Source organism: Pleomorphochaeta naphthae (assembly GCF_055396005.1).
The window spans coordinates 2,737,960-2,757,526 of record NZ_AP042457.1; the positions used below are offsets into that span (position 1 = coordinate 2,737,960).

16 protein-coding genes are annotated in these 19,567 nt (G+C 29.4%); 10 read left to right on the forward strand and 6 right to left on the reverse strand.

What is annotated here, in order from left to right; genetic code table 11:
• Positions 1 to 120 precede the first annotated feature (120 nt).
• From ACZ5SO_RS12505 to ligA, 4 genes are all read right to left on the reverse strand, one after another.
• Positions 121 to 1,479 (reverse strand): ATP-dependent 6-phosphofructokinase, encoded by a 1,359-nt coding sequence (locus ACZ5SO_RS12505; RefSeq protein ID WP_464625029.1) that lies wholly within the window; start codon positions 1,477 to 1,479, stop codon positions 121 to 123.
• A gap of 69 nt (positions 1,480 to 1,548) precedes the next feature.
• A complete protein-coding gene (locus tag ACZ5SO_RS12510) occupies positions 1,549 to 1,929 on the reverse strand; it encodes a winged helix-turn-helix domain-containing protein (protein WP_464625030.1) in 381 nt (126 codons plus the stop codon).
• A complete protein-coding gene (locus ACZ5SO_RS12515; RefSeq protein ID WP_464625032.1) occupies positions 1,920 to 3,221 on the reverse strand; it encodes an aminotransferase class I/II-fold pyridoxal phosphate-dependent enzyme in 1,302 nt (433 codons plus the stop codon). Before ACZ5SO_RS12515 ends, ACZ5SO_RS12510 begins: the two co-directional genes overlap by 10 nt.
• A 108-nt stretch (positions 3,222 to 3,329) precedes the next feature.
• A complete protein-coding gene (gene ligA, locus ACZ5SO_RS12520) occupies positions 3,330 to 5,441 on the reverse strand; it encodes an NAD-dependent DNA ligase LigA (protein WP_464625033.1) in 2,112 nt (703 codons plus the stop codon).
• 104 nt (positions 5,442 to 5,545) lie between these two features.
• Here ligA and ACZ5SO_RS12525 point away from each other — a divergent pair, with 104 nt between their 5' ends.
• The 9 genes from ACZ5SO_RS12525 (at position 5,546) to ACZ5SO_RS12565 (ending at position 17,605) form a co-directional block, all read left to right on the forward strand.
• Entirely contained in the window at positions 5,546 to 7,576 is a 2,031-nt protein-coding gene (locus ACZ5SO_RS12525) for a molybdopterin cofactor-binding domain-containing protein (RefSeq protein ID WP_464625035.1), read from the forward strand.
• On the forward strand, positions 7,573 to 8,130 hold the full coding sequence (locus ACZ5SO_RS12530) for a (2Fe-2S)-binding protein (protein ID WP_464625036.1): 558 nt from the start codon (positions 7,573 to 7,575) through the stop codon (positions 8,128 to 8,130). Before ACZ5SO_RS12525 ends, ACZ5SO_RS12530 begins: the two co-directional genes overlap by 4 nt.
• A complete protein-coding gene (locus tag ACZ5SO_RS12535) occupies positions 8,120 to 9,016 on the forward strand; it encodes an FAD binding domain-containing protein (RefSeq protein WP_464625037.1) in 897 nt (298 codons plus the stop codon). Before ACZ5SO_RS12530 ends, ACZ5SO_RS12535 begins: the two co-directional genes overlap by 11 nt.
• A gap of 46 nt (positions 9,017 to 9,062) precedes the next feature.
• The gene (gene dnaE / locus ACZ5SO_RS12540; RefSeq protein WP_464625039.1) at positions 9,063 to 12,533 is read left to right on the forward strand and encodes a DNA polymerase III subunit alpha; all 3,471 of its coding nucleotides are present in this window, start codon (positions 9,063 to 9,065) and stop codon (positions 12,531 to 12,533) included.
• A 7-nt stretch (positions 12,534 to 12,540) separates the two neighbouring features.
• Positions 12,541 to 13,158 carry a YggT family protein gene (locus ACZ5SO_RS12545; protein WP_464625040.1) on the forward strand — a complete coding sequence of 206 codons (618 nt, stop codon included), beginning with the start codon at positions 12,541 to 12,543 and terminating at the stop codon, positions 13,156 to 13,158.
• Between the two features lie 11 nt (positions 13,159 to 13,169).
• Positions 13,170 to 15,245: an ATP-dependent DNA helicase RecG gene (recG, locus tag ACZ5SO_RS12550; RefSeq protein ID WP_464625041.1), complete on the forward strand. Its 2,076-nt coding sequence runs from the start codon at positions 13,170 to 13,172 to the stop codon at positions 15,243 to 15,245.
• Positions 15,246 to 15,252: 7 nt separating this feature from the next.
• Entirely contained in the window at positions 15,253 to 15,792 is a 540-nt protein-coding gene (gene rsmD, locus ACZ5SO_RS12555) for a 16S rRNA (guanine(966)-N(2))-methyltransferase RsmD (RefSeq protein ID WP_464625042.1), read from the forward strand.
• A gap of 5 nt (positions 15,793 to 15,797) precedes the next feature.
• Positions 15,798 to 16,721 (forward strand): AEC family transporter, encoded by a 924-nt coding sequence (locus ACZ5SO_RS12560; RefSeq protein WP_464625044.1) that lies wholly within the window; start codon positions 15,798 to 15,800, stop codon positions 16,719 to 16,721.
• 65 nt (positions 16,722 to 16,786) lie between these two features.
• Positions 16,787 to 17,605 carry an acyl-[acyl-carrier-protein] thioesterase gene (locus ACZ5SO_RS12565; protein WP_464625045.1) on the forward strand — a complete coding sequence of 273 codons (819 nt, stop codon included), beginning with the start codon at positions 16,787 to 16,789 and terminating at the stop codon, positions 17,603 to 17,605.
• On the opposite strand, the gene ACZ5SO_RS12570 is transcribed toward ACZ5SO_RS12565, so the two are convergent.
• Together ACZ5SO_RS12570 and ACZ5SO_RS12575 are read right to left on the reverse strand one after the other, a co-directional pair.
• Positions 17,602 to 17,820 (reverse strand): SlyX family protein, encoded by a 219-nt coding sequence (locus ACZ5SO_RS12570; protein ID WP_464625046.1) that lies wholly within the window; start codon positions 17,818 to 17,820, stop codon positions 17,602 to 17,604. The genes ACZ5SO_RS12565 and ACZ5SO_RS12570 overlap by 4 nt on opposite strands.
• Positions 17,821 to 17,883: 63 nt before the next feature.
• Entirely contained in the window at positions 17,884 to 18,252 is a 369-nt protein-coding gene (locus ACZ5SO_RS12575; RefSeq protein ID WP_464625047.1) for a VOC family protein, read from the reverse strand.
• A gap of 219 nt (positions 18,253 to 18,471) precedes the next feature.
• Here ACZ5SO_RS12575 and ACZ5SO_RS12580 point away from each other — a divergent pair, with 219 nt between their 5' ends.
• Positions 18,472 to 19,443 carry a helix-turn-helix transcriptional regulator gene (locus ACZ5SO_RS12580; protein ID WP_464625049.1) on the forward strand — a complete coding sequence of 324 codons (972 nt, stop codon included), beginning with the start codon at positions 18,472 to 18,474 and terminating at the stop codon, positions 19,441 to 19,443.
• The last annotated feature ends 124 nt before the right edge of the window (positions 19,444 to 19,567 follow it).

Genomic DNA, 19,567 nt, shown 5'->3' on the forward strand with positions numbered 1-19,567 from the left:
TTTTTAACTCTCTTACAAGGCGTAAGATACAAAAATTATGCTTTTTGTTCAACCCTTTTTTTAAAAAAAATATACAATTAATTGATTTTTTACTATTTATTTACTAAATATTATCACCTTTTAATCTATATTCTTATCATTTTTCATGGAAAAAGGTTGTCTAGTATTTTCAATTACATCTCTCCATAAACTACCTTCTATATCAACATGATTTCTCTTGCTAACAGCTTGTTTAATAGGAATATGTACAAATCTATTATTAATTTGAGAAATTAAACACTGTGTTTTACCTGCCATAGCAGCATGTGCTGCATGAGCTCCAAGTCTAGCACAGTAAATTGAATCAAATGAATTTGCAGGAGCACTTCTAATAATATATGAAGGGTCAATATATTTAATATTAACTTCAATTCCTTCTTCATCGAAGAATTTCTTTATTTCACTCTTTAAGAAAATACCAATATCACCATATTTAACATTACCTGATGCATCTTTTTTACCTGTAGCAGGAACTAATTCTTGGCCAGCTCCTTCAGCTATAAGAATAACAGCATGCTTTCTTGTCATTATTCTTTCTTTCAAATGTGCAAATAAACCATTAGGACCATATAAGTCAAATGGATTTTCAGGAATTAAACAGAAATTAACATCACTTTGTGCTAAAGATGTGTGTGCTGCAATAAAACCACTTTCACGACCCATTACCTTAACAAGGCCAATTCCATTAATTGAATTCTTAGCTTCTACGTGGGCCCCTCTAACGCTTGGTACAGCAGCACCAACAGCAGTATCAAAACCGAAAGAACTTTGAATAAAGGATAAATCATTGTCTATAGTTTTAGGAACACCAATAACTGCAATCTTCAATCCTCTTCTTTTAATTTCTTCGCCGATATCATAAGCACCTCTTAAAGTACCATCACCACCGATTGAAATTAAAATATTGATATTAAGTCTTTCTAATGAATCAACTATTTCATCAACTTGCATTCCCCCGCCTCTAGCAGAGCCAAGGATTGTTCCACCTTTTTCTTGAATATCATCAACTACGTCTGGATCTAAAGGAATTAAAGGCCAAGGAGAATTTTCTAATAAACCACGGTAGCCAAATTGAACACCACTAATTCTCCTAACTCCATATCTATACCAAAAACATCTAACAACTGATCTAATGACATTGTTTAAACCAGGACAAATTCCTCCACATGTACAAATTGCAGCATGAACATGTGCTGGATTAAAATAAATTTTTTTTCTAGGTCCTGCTTTTTCAACAGTATCTTGAATTAATGGAACTCTTTCACCCTTTTCATTGATTTGAGAATCTACACTAAAAAATAATCTGTCATCATCACTTACATAATCAGCTCTTCCATCACCTTGGCTATCGCTCATTATAATAGGTGTTGATAATTTAGGCTCCCCTAAATTAGTTATATCAAAATCATATTTCAATCCTTCAGTTGGATTTTTTTTCATTATCTATTTCCTCCTAATATAAACAGCACAGTTCAAAAGTTTAATGTTTTTTGAAAATTCTGTAAACTTTTATATTTTGTTCCCATCTTCATCATAACAATTTAAAAGAGCATTTAAATCTTCATTAAATTTATTATATGGCTCTTTTGTTATTTCCTTTATTTCATTATGGAAAGTTTTATATGCTTTAAGAAAGTCTTCTCCAAATTCAGTCAAATAGGCCCCTTGTCTTGAAAAACCACCTCTTCTTCTAACTAAAATTACTTTACCCAAAGATTTCTCAAGCGTATTCATCATAGAATACGCCTTTGAATATGAAATTCCTAACTCAGTAGCTGCAGAGCGAAGTGAGGAATGTTTTTTTATTCCTTCTAACAACCATACAACTCCAATGCCCATAAATTTCTCATTATCTTGATTAACTAAGTAAATTTTAGTTTTTAAGTCCATAATTCTCCTGCAGCCTTATAAATTATATCAAATAGATCTCCGAGATTTTCTAAATCTACAGAACAATATGCTACTCTAAATACTTTGTTCATAATATTTATAGCACCAATATTATATTTTTCTAAAAGATATACTCTTAATTCTTCTACATCACCCTTACATTCAAAAGATAAGAAATATCCACTATTAAAAGCAAGCGGTTTGAGATAATCAATTGATTCTTTTTCCTTTAGTTTATCTTTTATCAAACGATAGCGTAATTCCATTTCTTTTCTAGCATCTTCTTTGCCTTTATTATATGAAGCTTTATCTGATAAAGCTTTAACTAATAAACTTTGAGAAGGTTTACTACAGTTAGAAACAGAAGATCTAATACAACCTAAAATCTTTTTATTAAATGCATCATATTGCTCTTGAGTAAAACCTTTTGTTGATACTGTTATAAAGCCTACTCTAAAGCCCCAAACCATAGCTTCTTTTGTTGCACCATCACCTTTAACAGCAAATAGATTTTCATGAGAATCCGCTAATTTAGCAAATAAAGATTCTCTTGCAGTATTTTCTTCATAGAACAAACCAAAATAAGCATCATCACAAATAGCTAAGACTTTTCTACCTTTTTTAGCTGCATCAATTAAAATTTTTGCTATCTTATCCATTTCATCATTTGTTGGTGTATAACCTGTAGGATTATTCGGGAAATTTAAAAGAACAACAAGTTTTTTAGCTGTAGAATTTTCGATAGCACTCTTAAAGCCTTCAACATTAAAAGCTTTTCTAGTTTCATCATATAGAGGGAAAGTTGTAAAAGAGGCATTAACATTTTCTTTAATAATTAAATCATAATTATCCCAAAATAAATGAGGTAGTAAAACACTATCATCTTCATCTAAGAATAATCTTAAAATAATCGATAAAGCTTGAGTAAGTCCTCCAGTTACTACAGGAAGTGAAAAACTTTTACCTTTTAAAGAAGGATTTTTTTCTATCATATCTTCCTTCCAAAGCTCTTTTAGTTTAGGAAGACCACCACCAGGTGCATATGTAAAAATTTCACTTGGAGTTATTTTATCCTTATCAAAATTATCATATATCCCATCTAAATATAGAGGAGATCCATTTTTGAAAGCTTGACCTACTGTAGCATTATAGCGTGTTGCTTTCGCTTTTGCTTGAGCACTTTGGGCTACAATCCCTTTAGGAAAATACATTCTCTTGCCATAATCAGATAATAAATCATAAACGACACTATCTTTCAAAGTTTCATTCAATTCTTTAGCTAATTCATTCATTCTTACTTTGCTCCCTAATAATGATTTTTTATAAATTAATGAAAATCCTTATATTATTCTATATATTTATGCGGTTTTTCGTATTTTTATGTAAAGTTTATACATATTTTAAAATAATTCACCTTGCTCAAAACTTATTGATTGCTTTTTCTCAGCCTTATTTTTTTTTAATAAAGAGAGAAAATTTTCTTCATCAACTATTTTAACACCTAAAGCCTCTGCTTTTTTTCTTTTACTTCCTCCACCTCTACCGAGCAACAAATGAGTTGTTTTAGAAGATATAGAGGAGACAGTTCTACCACCTCTTTTCTCAACTTCCTCCATTGCTAAAGATCTTGGATTAAACTCATCAAAAGATCCTGTTACGGCCCAAACCTGATTTTCAAAGATTTTCTCTATTTCTTCATCTTCCTCATATTTTTCTTCCATGTTTAAACCGCATTTTTTTAAAGCAGAAATTCTCTCTCTCATGGTTGGATCTGATAAAGTATCGATAATGTTTTTAGAAGTCTTCTCTGCTATTAGAGGAATATTACATAAAGTTTCATAATCTTTAGCATCTACAACTTGATAAAGTTTATCCATAGAATCTAAGCCATTTTTTATTAGCATATCTACAATCTTTTTACCAACTTCAGGAATACCAAGAGAAATTAAAACTCTGCTAAAAGGTTGGGTTTTACTTTTTTCTATAGCATCAATAATTGCTTTGATTTTTTTATCACCAAAGCCTTTTTCTAAGCTTAATTTATCAAAATTAATATTATAAATATCTTGAACATCTTTAACCAAATCTAATTTTAAAAGAACCTCTATTGTTCTAGGACCTAAAGTATCTATATCCATTTGTCCTTTACCTACAAAGAATTCTAATCTTCCAAAAACTTGTTTTGGGCAATAAGAATTGGGACAAAAAGTATGAGAACCTCTATTTTCAACTAAAGAAGAACAGATAGGACAAGTATTTGGCATTTGATAAGTTGTATTTCCTATTTCATTTTTTTCTATAACTTGCTCAACTGCAGGAATAACATCTCCCCTTTTGCTTACTTCAACAATATCACCCACAGCTAATTCTAGCTCATCAATATATTGCTGATTGTGAAGAGTAACATTACTAACAGTAGAGCCACCAATTTCTACCGGAGTTATCCTTGCAACAGGCGTTAACCTGCCAGTTCTACCAACTTGAACATCAATTGATTCTACAACACTTTGAGAAAAAGGAGATTCAAATTTATAAGCGATTGCCCATCTAGGATGATGAACAGTATAACCTAAAGCCTCTCTCACCTTAATTTCATTTACCTTTATAACAAGTCCATCAATTTCCCATTCAAGGGAACCTCTTGCCTCTGTTTGCTTTTTTATTTCATCATAAATTTTATCAAATTCATAACTATTTCCTTCTAAATTAGAAGAAGTTAATAACTGTTTAGCTTTTTCACGAGTTTTGGAAAAAATAGCTAAAGATGGATTAACTCTAAAGCCTAATTGTTTTAACTTTGCAAGAATTTCAATATGAGAACTAAAACTATACGTTTCTTCATTGAAAAAGCCTTCATAAATAAAAATATTTAACTTAATCTTTGCACTTTCACTACTTTTTTTTCTTCTAATAGTACCAGCACATAAATTTCTTGGATTTGCAAAAGGTTGTTCAAGTGTTTTATTAACTCTTTCAAACTCTTTTTTACTTAAATAGATTTCGCCTCTAACAGCAACATCAATATCTTCAGTTAACCTAAGCGGTACCTCTTGGATAGTTTTAACGTTGTTTGTAACATCATTTCCAATTAATCCATTACCTCTAGTTACAGCTCTTTTTAATATCCCTTTTTCGTAATATAGAACAATCGATATTCCATCTATTTTTTGCTCTAATACAAAATTTAAATCTAAATCTTCTTTAGTTTGACATTTATTTATCCAAGAAATTATCTCCTCTCCACTATAAGCTTTATCTAAACTTAAAACGGGTATTGTATGAGTAACTTCTTCAAAAGAAGAATCCAAGTCACTACCTACTCTTTGAGTGGGAGAATCCTCAAATTTAAGTGACGGATTTTCTCTTTCAATATCTACTAATCTATCAAATAATCTATCATATTCCCTATCACTTACGATTGGGTTATTATCTACATAATATGCTTTTTGATAAGCTCTTAATTTATTACTAATATCTTGAACTTCTTTTAACAATTTATCTTTATTATTCATGGATACATGGTACACCACAATTAATAATTTTTCCATAAAAGATATGAAACTTTCCTAGTTTCCATCAAACGTTTTTCATGATATCCTTTATCAAAGAGGTATGTATGAAAAAAAAGACAATTTCTTTAAATAATAAGAGTACACTTCATGGTTTAATTGTAAGAGCTAAGGAAGGTGTATCCAAAAATCCTCAATTTAAACTTCCTCAAATTCCAGACGATTGTCTAATTATTCTACCTAAAGACATTATTGGTTCTAATAGAATAGAAATATTAAAAGAAACCTTACCGTTGATCGCTTCCTCCTCTATAAGTTATTTAAACCAACCTTTATTTGGAATTTTTGCTCCAACATTAGAAAAAGCAGAAGCTTTAATAAAACAAATTGAAATAACTTATCAAGAAAAAGATGAAGTTGAAAATTCAAAAAAAAATATAACTATCAACTTTGAAGAAGGAGAATATGAAAAAGAATTAAATAAAATCCTTGAAATCAATTCTTTAGCTTTAACAGAGGAAAAAGAACAAGAAAATGATGAAGAAAAAAAAGAGATACATGAAGTCGAATATAATTATTTTAAATCAAAAATAAATTTCGAAAGAGTTTCTTCAACTTTAAATCAAACTACTAAAGTTATTGTCTCTTTAGAAGATGATATGCTACACATTTACAGTCCAACTCAATGGCCAGCTTTAGTAGCTTCTGCCGTTAATAATGTATGTGGATTTAACAAAAAAAAGATTATAGTCCATAGAGAATCAACTTATACTAAAAAGGATGAAATGTTAATTCAACCTGCAATTTTAGCTAGCATTGCAGCATTAGCGGCTATCAAAACAAAGAAAGTAATATATTTACATGAAAACTTAACTAGTATTAGACCTGAAACTACAATTGAAAGAGAAACTTGGTATTCTATTAAAGATAAAAAAACAATCATTGAAAAAATTAATGTAACAATAGATCAAGGCTCTAATCAATTATTTTCTAAAGAAATGAGCAAACAGTATATAGCTGGGTTAATTCCTCTTTATGATCTAAAAGCTATATCTATTAATTTCAATTTTATTCAAAGCTCACTTGAACCTGCCCATTTTTATGGGGGACTTGGCTATGTAAACGCAATAGCATCAACACAAATTCATACAACAAAACTTGGGAAAAAGTTTAATCTCTCACCCTTCTTTTGGATTTCTCAAAGTTTAAATGAAAGCTCAATCCATAAAAAAATAATGGAAATTGATTCAATACAAGAGCAAAAACAAATTTTACAAGATCTTGTTGAAAGAAGTTTCTTCAATAGAAAATATGCAGCTTATAAAGTTAATTCAACTCTTAATAAAAACTTATCTACCTTTACACCTTATGCTAGAGGTATTGGTTTAGCCATAGCTCCAAGTATAAGTGGCTTTTCAGCTACTCATGAAATATATTCAACTCCAAAAATTACATTAACATTAAATTTTGATGGGAAAGTTGAACTTAATACTTCATTTTTTACAGATGGAAAAGGAAGCGAGATTTGGAAAGAAATTATATCTAGTGAACTTGATGTCAAAAAAGAAGATATAGCATTTAGTGAAGATGGACCGAATTTAGTTGATAGTGGACCAAGTGTTCTCTCAACTAATAGTGGAATAATGGCAGCACAAGTAAAACAGGCTTGTAAAAAGATTAACGAAAAAAGATTTATTGAAGGCCTTCCTATCAGTGTTACTGTCGGTGGAAGTAAAAAAAGTAATAAAAACTTTTTGTTTTCAAGCAAATCATGGATATCTTTAATTATAGAAACTAGTATTGATCCAATAACTCTTGATGCTATTGTTTATAGAGTATGGGCTAATTGCTCCATAGGAAGCTTAGTAAATGAAAAAGCCTATATTTCGAATCTTAAACAAGTTATTATTAACTGTTTAATTGAATTAGGAGCTAAAATAGCATATGGAGACAATTTTATAGTCGATATCAAAGTTGAGCATAAATATGATAATATTAGTGATAGTATAACAAGTGGACTTAAAGGTGTTGTAACAGCAGCATTTAACACTGCTTTAGAAATGGCGTTAAATAAAGATAATGAAAACTTACCAATATCGAGTGAAAGCATTTTATCAAAAATTGGAGAGTCAGTATGATTAAATTATCGATGAAATTAAATAAAACAGCCTTAGAATTATTTGTAGATGAAATGAAACCTTTATCTCAAATATTATATGAAGATTTAAATATTGACATTCCAATTAGAAATTGTTCTCATAATGTTTGTGGGAACTGTCTGGTAATATTGGAAAAAGAGCCAGTACTAAGTTGTTTAATTCCAGCATATAAATTGCAAGGGAAAACCGTAACAACTTTTGATGCTTTTATGCAAAGTGCTCATTATAGAAATATAAGAAGGACTTATGATTTATTAAATTGTGAACCTTGTCCAATTTGTTATGAAGCAAAAACTCTTATTATAGAATCAATGCTATTAAAAGCTAAAACTAAAAGAATAGATAACAATATTGATGATTTATCTAAAAAGTTTTTAACAAAAGCTATAGATGATGATGAAAAAAATCAAATTGATTTTGAAACTGCACAAAGAGAATTCTCTCTAAATAGTTGCAGTTGTTTAACCTCAAAAGATTTATATAACATAGTTACTAAAGCATTAGAAGATAGGATAAAACGCCGTGTATTATAGAAATAATAGATTGATCATACCTGATACAATAAATGAATTACATCAAGTTGTATTAAAAAACCCCGATTCAATATTTTTTGCTGGGGGCACTTATTTAATGAAAAATCATTCATTATATCCATCTAATAATACACAAAAAATTATCTCTTTAGAAAAAATAAAAGACTTATTTGAAGTAACAAGAAATATTAAACATGTTGAAGTTGGCTCTATGGTAACAACTAATAAGTTATTAGAAATTGGAACGCTTGCCTTCAATGACTTGTTATTAGAGACTTTAAGCAATACAGCGACACATATTGTAAGAAATCAAATTACAATAGGAGGAGCCCTTGCTACAAACAACATTAGATACTCTCTCCCTGGAACATTAACTTGTATGGGAGCTAGTCTTGAATTATTAGATTTATCAAAAAATAAAATTGTAACTAAGCTTGTACCTATAGAGAAAATATATAAAAATGATTCTCTTTTACTAGAAAAGGGTACATTAATAAAAAAAATAAAAATACCTTTAGATACTTTTGATTTTGAACGATTTTATTGTGTTGGGAACCCAATAAAGGAACCAAATTCTACTGTTATCTTTGCATTTAGAGCCGATATTAATCAAACATTACTTAATAATGTTAAAATGAGTGTGACTTTCCCAACAGCTGGGATTCATCTATCAACTCTAGTTCCATCAGAATTAGATGGAGTACAAATACCCATAATACCAAAAAATGCAATTACTATATCAAAAAAATATATAGATGAATTAAATAAGGATATTAAAGGTGTAACCTATTTACAAAAAGAGAGAGCTAAGCGAATATTACAGTCTATTTTATATCAAATTCCGCCTTCAAAGAAATTTGTTGAAAAATCAGAGAAAAATTTTTAGATTATTATTATAATATTGAGTATAATAATAACCCAGGAGAAAAACATTGACAAATTTTGTTCACCTTCATAATCACACCGACTTTTCATTACTAGATGGGGCTGCCCCAATAAGCAGATATATAGAAAAAGCTAAACAATACAATATGAAAAGTCTTGCGATAACTGATCATGGAAATCTCTTTGGTGCTCTAAGATTTTACAAAGCTTGCAAATCTGCAGATATAAACCCTATCATTGGCTGTGAAGTTTATTCTAATCCTGAAGGCCATACTTTAAGAAAAAAAATGGGTTATGAGGATAATACTAAAAGATATCATCTAATTTTATTAGCTATGAATGAAACAGGATACAGAAACTTACTTAAATTAGTTTCTATATCTTACACAGAAGGATTTTATAAAAAACCTAGAGTTGATGATGAATTATTAAAGAAATATAACGAAGGTCTCATTTGTCTCTCTGCCTGTCTAGGAGGAGAAATCTTACAATTAATTCAACAAGGACAAATTGACAAAGCAAAAGAAAGAGCTCTTTGGTATAAAAGTGTTTTTGACGATAACCGTTACTACCTAGAGCTTCAAGACCATGGTCTTGAAGAGCAAAAAGCTACAAATCCAATTCTAGCTGAAATTGCAAAAGAAACAAATATTCCATTAGTTTGTACTAACGACATTCACTATATAGAAGATACTGATTGGTTAGCACAAGATGTTTTACTATGTATTGGAACTGGTGCTAAATTAAGCGATGAAAAGAGAATGCGATTTAAGGGTAGAGAATTCTATTTTAAAAGCCCAGATCAAATGGCTGAACTTTTTAAAGATTACCCAGAAGCTGTAGAAAATACTAATGTAATTGCTAGTAGATGTAATTTAGAAATAAATTTCCCAGGACCAATTTTACCAGCATCAACTATACCCGAACCCTTTAAAAATGAAGAAGAATATTTGATTCATCTATCAAAAGAAGGACTTAAAAAAAGATATAATCCTGTTCCTAAAGAATATGAAGAAAGATTGGAATATGAGTTAAAGATTATTATAGATATGAAATTCCCAGGATATTTTTTAATCGTTAGAGATTATATCTATTGGGCAAAACAACATAATATACCTGTTGGACCTGGAAGAGGCTCTGGAGCAGGTTCTATTGTAGCTTATTCTCTTGGAATAACAGATGTTGATCCTATGAAATATAATCTTCTATTCGAAAGATTCTTAAATCCTGATCGTGTTAGTATGCCCGACTTCGATATTGACTTCTGCCAAGAGAGAAGAGGCGAAGTAATTGATTATGTTACTGAGCATTATGGAGTAGAAAAAGTATCTCAAATTGCAACATTTGGAACTTTAAAAACAAAGGCCGTAATTAAAGACTGTGCAAGAGTTTTAGATATTCCTTTTGCTGAAGCAAATAGAATTGCTAAGCTTATACCAGACGAAAGAAAAATGAGTGTCGATAAAGCCCTTGAGATGAGTGAAGAGCTTAGAGAAATAAGAGATCAAGGTGGTGTCTATGAAACTCTATTCGCTGTAGCTAGAAGACTTGAAGGATTAAATAGACACATTTCAACCCATGCTGCTGGGGTAGTTATAGGTAGAGAAGAATTAACTAACTATGTACCACTATATAAAGATCCAAAAACAGGAGCAGTATCTACAGAATATACAATGGATTTGATTGAAGATTGTGGTTTAGTTAAAATGGACTTCTTAGGGTTAAAAACCCTCACTTTAATTAAACACTGTGTAGATTTAATTCATAAGAAAGACAAAAATTTCTCAATTGAAAATATAAGTGAAACAGATGAAGCAACCTTCAAGATGTTACAAAATGGGGACTCCTCCTGTGTTTTCCAATTTGAATCTACAGGGATGCAAAAAATATTAAAGCAAGCAAAACCAAGTAATATAGAAGATCTTGTAGCTTTAAATGCTCTATATAGACCAGGTCCCATGGCTTACATCCCTCAATTTATTGAATGCAAGCATAATAGACAACCAATTACATATGCAGATCCAGCTTTAGAGGATGAACTAAAGACTACTTATGGAGTTATAGTTTACCAAGAACAAGTAATGAAAGTTGCCCAAATAATTGCAGGTTATTCTTTAGGACAAGCTGATATTCTTAGAAGAATAATGGGTAAGAAAAAGGTATATGAACTAGAAGAACAAAAAAAGATATTTATAGAAGGAGCTGCAAAAAAGGGACATAGCAAAGAACATGCTATAGAGATTTTTGAAATGCTTGAACCTTTTGCGGGTTATGGATTTAACAAATCTCATGCTGTAGCTTACTCAATTGTCGCTTATCAAACAGCATATTTAAAAGCAAATTATCCAGCAGAATTCTTAGCAGCTAACTTAACTAATGAAATGAATAACCCAGACAAATTTAAGGAATACTTAAATGTTGCTGAAAATATGGGATTAGAAATCTTACCACCTTCGATAAATTATTCTGAAAAAAGTTTTAGCGTAGTAGATAATAAAATCGTTTATGGTCTTGCTGGAATTAAGAATGTTGGAGAAGTAGCTGTTGCTAAAATAATTGAAGAGAGAGAAAAAAATGGACCTTATAAAAGTTTCATGGATTTTCTCCAAAGAAGTAATCCAAAAGTATTAAACTCCAAACTTTTAGAATCTCTAATTATAGCAGGAGCGTTTGATTCCTTAAAAATAAATAGGCCATCTCTTCTTTCAGCTTTACCTGAAGCTGTAAAGTTTGCTCAAGGAATAATTGAAGATAAAGAAATAGGTCAAATGAGCTTATTTGAAGAATTTGAACAAGATAGTTATAATGAATTTGAAATTCCAGAATTACCTGATTGGAATATTTTAGAAAAACTTGAAAGAGAAAGAGAATTACTTGGGTTTTATATATCAGGACATCCTTTAGATTTATATAAAAAAGAGATTAAAAACAGCGTTATATTTGATTTATCAAAACCTGAAAAATTTGTATTGGATAAAAAGACAGCTTTAATTGCCACAGTTACACAAAAAAGAGACTTTACAGCTAAAAGTGGGAAGAAAATGGCTTTCTTAACACTTGCAGATGCTAATGGCAGTATAGACAGTGGCCTATTTGGTAAAGTATATGAAAAATTTGCAAGCAAATGTGAAGTAGATACAATCTATGGTTTTATTGGTAAATTTAAAAAAAATTATAAAGATGAAGAAAAAATAGATTTTGAAATAGAAGATATAGTCGATCCTAAAAATTTACCACCTATCGCTTTATCTTCATGTAATATAAAATTAGATTATAATGTAGCTAAAGAAATAGGGCTTTCAGAATTAAAGAAAATTATAATGCAGAACTCTGGGCCTCTAGATCTTAAATTAATTTTAGAAAAAGAAGTATTAACATCAACAGATGATGAAATAGAAGAAAAAGAACAAGAATCAATTACAATTGATTGTAATGTAGTATTTAATGTCAGGTATAGCGAAGAATTTATTGAAAAAATAAATGAGAGACCAGAAGTTTTAGAAATCTGGTTTAATTGAGGTAAAAATGAATATACAAGAATCAACTTTATTAATGAAAATAGCACTAGTTATTGCTCAACTTTTAACTTTTTATAATTTATTAATTTGGATAAGGATTATTTTATCCTGGTTTTCATCTCTAAGTAATTTAAATAATAGTAGTGTAGTACAACTTTTAAATAAAATAGTTGATCCGTATTTAAATTTATTTAGAAACGTTAACATTTTGAAAACTAATAACATTGACTTTACGCCACTTTTAGCTTTTGCTCTTATATCAGTATTACAGAGCTTATTCTCCATGTTTGGTTCAACAGGAACCATAACACTATATGTAGTTTTAGCATTGATATTAAACACATTGTGGGCATATCTAATCTCTCCATTCTTTGTAATTTTAATAATACTTTTAATAATAAGATTAGTTTTATGTTATAAAAGAGGCCCCAATTCTATAAACCTAATTAGAGGTCTTGAAAATATAATTGGTGGCTTTTTAAATTGGATTCAAAAAGTATTTTTCTTCAGCAAAATAATTTCTGATAGAACTTTACTAATAACTAGTACAGTATTTTCAATATTTTCATATATTATATTAAAGCAACTTTTAAATTATCTCATTGCTTATTTACTTAATGCCTAAGGTTAAAAAGTATGTTTATAAGGAATTATTCAACTAAAATTACAAATTTAAAGGGAGTTGGAAATTCTGCTAAAGAAAGCTATGCTTCTTTAGGGATAAAAACGTACGCAGATTTACTTTTACTAAGCCCTAGAGACAGGGAGGACAGAACTAGATTAATTAATTTAGAAGATTTACCTCCCTATTTTAATGAAAGTAAGCAAATTAATACTTTCGTTGTTATAAAATCTCATTCCTTTTTTGGAGCTTTTTCTAAATCTGGAAAAACTTTAAAAATAAAAGTTGAAAGTTATTTTGGTTCAAAAAGACTTAGTCTATTATGTTTTGGAAGAAACTTCCTTCAGAAAATGATTAAAGTCGACAAAATTTATTATATTTATGCTACTGTCTCACATCATAATGGGGAACTTCAAGCATCTAGTTTTGAATTATATGAAATAAAAGATATAGAAAATCCACCTCCACCTTTTGGACAAATATTACCTCTTTACCCCTTAAAAGGTTCTTTAACTCAAAAACTAATTAAAAAAAATATTATTGAAATATTATCCCAACCAATAGTATTTGAAGATGAGCTTCCACAATCAATGATGAAAGAATTAAATCTAATGCCTTTTAATCAAGCTATTAGAGCTTATCATTTTCCTAAAAACATTGAACAGCTTAAACTAGCTAAAAAAACCTTAGCACTAAGCGAATTATTTTACATGCAAATTCTTGCACGTAAAGACGTAGAAATTCACAGAACTATAAAAAACAAAAAAAGCTTTCCTTCTGATTTAGAAGTTAAATTTATTGCAAACTTAAATTTTAAATTAACAAATGATCAAATAAAAACACTAAAAGAAATTAGACAAGATTTAGATAACGAAGGAGCCATGAATAGGATGCTTCAAGGCGATGTTGGAGCTGGTAAAACTTTAATTGCTTGGGCTTCTGCCCTTCATGAAATATCTAAAAATCATCAAGTAGCATTTATGGCTCCAACTGAACTTTTAGCAAATCAACATGCACAAAAAGCTGCTGAACTATTAGAACCTTTAGGAATAACAATAGCCTTATTAACAGGATCTGTTAAAACAAAACAAAGAAAACCTATACTAGAGGGCATTAAAAATGGATCTATTCAACTATTGATTGGAACTCACGCCCTTTTTAGTGATAATGTAGAATTTAAAAATCTAAAATATATTATAATAGATGAGCAACACCGATTTGGAGTAAATCAAAGAGCAAAATTATTAGCAAAGGGAATCAAACCAAACATACTCATGATGAGTGCAACTCCAATTCCAAGAACATTAGCATTAACAGTTTTTGGAGATTTAAACATATCGACAATTAACACTTTGCCTATTGGAAGAAAACCAATAATTACACATCTTGTAGGAGAGAAATCTCGAAAGCGAATGTATAAGGCAGTTGGTGTTGAATTCAAACGTGGTCATCAAGCCTATTTTGTATATCCAAGAATAGATGATTCAGGACCTCAAGAATTAAGAGATGTAACAAATATGTTTGAATATCTTAAAAAAGAATATCCTGGAATTCCTTCTGCACTTTTGCACAGTAAAATTGATGATAATGAAAAAATTTCTATCTTAAACAGATTTAAAAAAGGTGAATTATCATATATAGTATCAACTAGTGTTATAGAAGTAGGCATTGATGTACCAAATGCAACATGTATTATCATTGAACATGCTGATATTTTTGGTTTATCAGCATTACATCAATTAAGAGGCCGAGTTGGAAGATCGCATCTTCAATCTTTTTGCTTTTTAGTTTTTGATGATAATATTAGTGAGCTTGGCAAAGATCGATTAAAAGTAATGAGAGAAACAAATGATGGCTTTTACATTGCTGAAAAAGATTTAGTTCTAAGAGGACCTGGTGATATTTTGGGAACAAAACAATCTGGATTCTTAAGATTGAACTTTGCCTCTTTAGTAAACGACTTTGAATTAATAAAGATTGCAAGAGATTATTGTGATAGAATTTTATTAGATGATCCAGGTTTTATTAAACTTGATAATAGAGTAATTGAAAAGGTTCTTCAAACAGCTAATCCTTTTGCACAGGAATAGAGGTAATATGAGAATAACAGGTGGAAAATATAGAAGTAGAATTATAACTTGCCCTCCAGGGGTTATAAGACCTGCAATGGATAGGATGAGAGAATCTCTTTTCTCTATTCTTGGAGATTTAGATAACTATTCTTTTCTTGATTTGTTTAGTGGAAGTGGCTGTGTAGGTATTGAAGCTGCTTCAAGAGGAGCAAATCCAGTTCACTTAGTTGAGAAAGATAGGGGTAAAAAGAATGTCATATTAAAAAATATTTCTTTTGTTGATACAACAATAAAACTATTTATCTCAGATGTTAAAAGATTTGTTCCAACATCTAAAATCTCTTATGATATCGTTTATGCAGACCCACCCTTTCCAATGGATGGGAAAGTTGAATTAACTCAACTTATAGCTAAATCCGAAATTGTTAAAAAAGGTGGTTTATTTATTATCCATTATCCAAGTGAAGAGAAATCTCAATGGCCAGAAAAAATTGGAGATTTGATAACTTTTGATGAAAGAAAATATGGAAGAAGTATATTAAGATTCTTTAAAAGAGAAGATTGAGCTCCATGAATATAGTTACCCAAACTAGTTTTCAAATTCTCCAAATGTTAATAATCTTATTTATTGGAGCCTATGCTTATAAGAAAGGACTAATTCATAATAATGGATTAAAAAGCTTAACAAACCTTTTATTAGAAATAGTTAGTCCTCTCTTAATATTCACCTCTTATCAAAGAGATTACAATCAAGAACAAGTTGAAGGCTTGCTTCTAGTTTTTCTACTTTCGTTTTTATCAATTATTATTGCAATTTTGATATCATTAATAGTTATAAAGAAAACAGATAAAAGGGATTATCTTGTAGAGAGAATGGCTGTGATGTATTCAAATTGTGGATTCATTGGCCTGCCTTTAATGTATGCTTTATATGGGTCCTTAGGTGTATTTTATTGTACTGGCTTTATAACAGCATTCAATATTATTTGTTGGTCTTATGGAATTAGTATGTTAGAAAAATTACCTATAAAAGAACAATTAATTAAAATCTTCACTGGTAGAAATATGATTGCTATTTTTTTGGGACTTTTATTTTATTTTCTTTCGATTAGAATCCCAGAATTCATAGTATCTCCACTAGCAACAATTGGATCAATGAATAGCCCTTTAGCTCTTTTAATTGTTGGTGCTACAATTATGAAAACTCCATTTAAAAACATGTTCACAAATATAAGAGGATATTACATTTTATTAATACACAATATAGTGATACCAATAATTATTTTACTTTTCTTATTCAAATTAAATAGTTCAGAAATGATTAAAACAATAGTTATAATTGCAATGGCATGCCCTGTTGGAGCTACAACAACTACTTTTGCTTTAAAGTTTAATAAAGACGAATTATATGCTTCATCATTATTAGGTTTATCAACTTTAGCTTGCATTTTCACGATTCCTTTTATTTTATTCTTAAGCAAGCTACTTATGTAACTCTTATTGAATAAACAAACATAATTGCAGTATATTTAATACACAGTTGGAGGAAAATACTCAAAATGCCTACAAATACCAATATAATCGGTCTTAGTGAAAATAATGTTTTTGTTGAAGAATATATGCCTTTCACATTTAATTGTGATTCACATTTATTAGCAAACCTCGATTGGTGCTTTGAAGTAGTACAAGAAATAGCAGGATATCATTCATCTCTTTTAAAATGCTCAATATATGATTTAAACGATCAAGGTTTAACTTGGGTAATTTCAAGGGAAAACATTGAAATTTTTAAATATCCAAAATGGAGAGAACCAGTAATTGTTTCAACTTGGGCTGAATTACCTTTTAGACGAATTTTAGTTCCTAGAATAGTTGAGGCAAAAGATAAAGATGGAAATCTATTATTTAAAGCTACAACTCTTTGGGCTATTTTAGATATAAACACAAAAAGACCTATAGAACCAACTCATATTCTTGAAAAAATTGGAGTTCCTTCTGAAGCTCGTGATAGAAAATTTCATATAAACAAACGAGAATTTTTCAACGATGATTTACCCATTTTAAGCACAACAACACCTATAATCAACTATTCAGATACAGATTTTAATAAACATGTTAACAATATTTCATACATCAGATGGGTTCTAAGATCAATGCCTAACTCTTTTAGAGATAAATATATTGTTAAAAACATAGATGTTTCTTGGCTAAAAGAAACTTTTATAAAAGATAAAGTCCAAATGATAACAAACAGCGCTGCCCCCTTAGCATTAGAAGGGGAAAATCCTATTTTTAACCATAAACTTATTAGGGAAGAAGAAAATGGTTCAAAAACGGTCGTTTTTGAAGCAAAATCTCATTGGCAAAAAAGGTCTTAATAATGAGGTGGCCTTCTATTTGGAAGGTCCGCACTTTCACTCTCTTCCATTAACTGAGCAACTTTTCTCTCTAACTTTGTTATATGATTATTCATTATTCCCATTTCTTTTTGTTGGGCAATGATAATTTCATTAAGTTGAGCAACCATTTCTTCAGCATAGGAAAGTTTGATTTCAATTTTTTCAATTGCTTCTTTCATTTCTTTTTCACTCATAAATGGCCTCCTAATAATATAATATCACTATATATTTAATACATAATGAAAGTAATTACAAGCTTATACATGTTGATCAAATAATATAATATTTCCATCAGGATCATCAATCATAAAACTCCCAGGACCACCTTTTTCGACGTTGTCAGATAATAATGGAATGCCTTGTTTTATACACTCATCTTTAAGCTTTGTGATATCATCAAAATCACTAATTTCATTTGCATCTTTATCCCAACCAGGATTAAAAGTAATAATATTTTCTTCAAACATATGTTCAAATAATCCTATTACACACTCTCCATTTTTAATTATTACCCAATGATGTGATAAACTACCCTTAAATTCTGTAAATCCTAACTTTTTATAAAATTCTAAAGATTTTTTTAAATTTTTTACTGAAAGACTTATTGAAAATGCTCCTAATTTCATATTTTAATCCTCCTAATAATAAGTCGTATTATTATACCACACTTATTATCTAACTTTTATTTTTTTTCTTAACTATATTTTGTTTCTCTTAAAACAAAATAAAATTAAGATAAAATTAGATTATTGTCTTATTTTGTTGTTTTTTTGTTGCATTTTCTAAAATTTATGTTATTGTATAAATGTTGCACTTTGGTGCATAAATTAATTTTGGAGATTTTTATGAAAGGCGAACGCGTTGCGCAATTAGAATTATTACTACTTTCTCACCCTGAAGGTTTAAGAAGAGCTGAAATAGCTAGAAGACTTGGTGTCCATAGATCTACTATAAGTAGATACGTTTCAGAATTAAGCCAATATATCGACGTTTTTGAAGAAAACAATTTAATAAAAATAAAGAGTGATAAGAATAATGACGACAATATTGCTTTAAGTATTTATGAGAGTCTTGCCTTTAATATGTCTGCTGAAGTCATTGCTCAAAACTCTGAATTTCAAAATCCACATTTAGCCTCTGGTCTAAGAAAAATAGCTTTGAATATGCGATCATACGCTCCTAAAATTAGCGACAATATTGTCCAACTATCTGAAGAAATTGATAAAGCAATCCAGAAAAAAAGTGGAAATTCAAAATATAATACTATTTTAGATGTTTTAATAGATTCTTGGGTTTCTGGTAGAATAGTAAAAATTGAACAAACTATAGACAATCAGAAAAAAATATCTGAAGTAGCTCCATATTTTATAGGATTCAGAGAAGATGCAACAGGAAGAAATCCTATAAGCGTAACAGGTAGACTTAGGCATACTACTGAAATGGTAACGATTGATATTAGTACCATTACTAAAGCTATAATTTTAGAGCAAACTTACACTATTCCAGATAACCTTAGACCATTCAAAATGCCTCAACAACAAAATGAATATGAACCAATTGATGTAATACCTCTTAAAATAAAAGTTAAAGAAATTTCTGCAATAAATGCCTTCAACAATTTAAAACATACAAGTCCTAAAATTGAAGAAAAAGATGATTATTTCATTTATAGCTTTGATGTAGAAAATTCAATTGAACTCATCTTAAGAATAATTCAATGTGGCCCATCAGTAGAAATTCTTGAACCTGAACCATTTAAACAAAAATTTTGTAAAACTTTGAAAGAGATTCTTGCAATTTATAATATCTCTTGTTAAATAATCATTAAAACAATAAGGTAAATAGCCTTATTGTTTTTTTAAAAACATCAGTACCAAGTTATATAAAAGAAGTGTTTTATTAATACTAAAATCTAGTATACTTTTTCACAATTTACTTTGA

Coding starts and splice junctions, on each gene's coding strand:
- ACZ5SO_RS12570 (WP_464625046.1), bottom strand. CDS start 17,820: ATGAGTGAAAAAGAAATGAAAGAAGCAATTGAAAAAATTGAAATCAAA.
- ACZ5SO_RS12575 (WP_464625047.1), bottom strand. CDS start 18,252: ATGAAATTAGGAGCATTTTCAATAAGTCTTTCAGTAAAAAATTTAAAA.
- ACZ5SO_RS12525 (WP_464625035.1), top strand. CDS start 5,546: ATGAAAAAAAAGACAATTTCTTTAAATAATAAGAGTACACTTCATGGT.
- ACZ5SO_RS12580 (WP_464625049.1), top strand. CDS start 18,472: ATGAAAGGCGAACGCGTTGCGCAATTAGAATTATTACTACTTTCTCAC.
- ACZ5SO_RS12560 (WP_464625044.1), top strand. CDS start 15,798: ATGAATATAGTTACCCAAACTAGTTTTCAAATTCTCCAAATGTTAATA.
- ACZ5SO_RS12565 (WP_464625045.1), top strand. CDS start 16,787: ATGCCTACAAATACCAATATAATCGGTCTTAGTGAAAATAATGTTTTT.
- ligA (WP_464625033.1), bottom strand. CDS start 5,441: ATGAATAATAAAGATAAATTGTTAAAAGAAGTTCAAGATATTAGTAAT.
- ACZ5SO_RS12545 (WP_464625040.1), top strand. CDS start 12,541: ATGAATATACAAGAATCAACTTTATTAATGAAAATAGCACTAGTTATT.
- recG (WP_464625041.1), top strand. CDS start 13,170: ATGTTTATAAGGAATTATTCAACTAAAATTACAAATTTAAAGGGAGTT.
- rsmD (WP_464625042.1), top strand. CDS start 15,253: ATGAGAATAACAGGTGGAAAATATAGAAGTAGAATTATAACTTGCCCT.
- ACZ5SO_RS12530 (WP_464625036.1), top strand. CDS start 7,573: ATGATTAAATTATCGATGAAATTAAATAAAACAGCCTTAGAATTATTT.
- ACZ5SO_RS12505 (WP_464625029.1), bottom strand. CDS start 1,479: ATGAAAAAAAATCCAACTGAAGGATTGAAATATGATTTTGATATAACT.
- ACZ5SO_RS12515 (WP_464625032.1), bottom strand. CDS start 3,221: ATGAATGAATTAGCTAAAGAATTGAATGAAACTTTGAAAGATAGTGTC.
- ACZ5SO_RS12510 (WP_464625030.1), bottom strand. CDS start 1,929: ATGGACTTAAAAACTAAAATTTACTTAGTTAATCAAGATAATGAGAAA.